This is a genomic window from Pelosinus sp. sgz500959 (assembly GCF_042610375.1).
Classification (GTDB): Bacteria; Bacillota; Negativicutes; order DSM-13327; family DSM-13327; genus CTSoil-075.
In genome coordinates, this window is the sequence record NZ_JBGJZL010000046.1 from 1 (window position 1) to 837 (window position 837).

The following is an 837-nucleotide window of genomic DNA, read 5'->3' on the forward strand; positions in this document are numbered from 1 at the left end:
ATCAATCGTAAATGCTACCGTTCCGCCAGAAATGCCTGTAAAAGTTGCTAAAGAACTATAACCGTTCGTCGGATCATAAGTCACCGAACCCGTCACATCGGCACCAGCGTTGATGGCACCACCAGCAGGAACAGTTGATGGAATTGTCTCATGTATTACATAACTCCATTTATTTGCTCCAGTATTAGTAAAGGTTATGTTAAGATCATGAGTTACACCATTGCTGTCAGTCACAGTAGAAGAAATAGGTGTAGGATTATTGGTGCAATCCAGCTGTAATACGCTAACTTTCGCACTTCCATTTACAATTGCAGAAGCTGCTACAGTTGCTGTCCCACCTGAAGTTCCAGTAGCAGGAGCAATGGAACTACTATAGGCAAAATTTATAGTTCCAGCAGCTGCACCGACTGCACCGACGTAAGGGCTTAATGCACTATATGATCCTACTGCATATGTAGTTGTGCCAGTTACATCAGGACCAGCGTTCGCAGTTGTATTATCATGAATCACATAACTCCATGTCGTAGCACTTGTATTAGTAAATGTAATATCAAGATTGTGAGATGCCCCACTCGCATCTACAACAGTTTGATTAATCGTGAAGGTTGAAGCAAGTGTATCATTTAATTGTAACCCAGTCATTATTACAACTGGATTTGTCGAAACTACATTTGCTAAGCTTCCTCCAGCCGTACCTCTAGGATCTGCTTGAGATGCAGCAGATGGTGCATTAATAGTTATAGGATTAGTTGTTCCCGCTAATGTAAAGGAAATTGGGAAGTTAGTATAACCTCCAGTTGGAGCGGTACCACTATATGTCGTTGTACCTCGTGTTAA

At 41.8% G+C, this 837-nt stretch carries 1 protein-coding gene; it reads right to left on the reverse strand.

Going from position 1 to position 837, the window contains the following annotated elements; all coding sequences use genetic code 11:
* Positions 1-837, reverse strand: an 837-nt coding sequence (locus ACAN52_RS21870; protein WP_378957258.1) for a hypothetical protein, incomplete at both ends; no start/stop codon positions are given.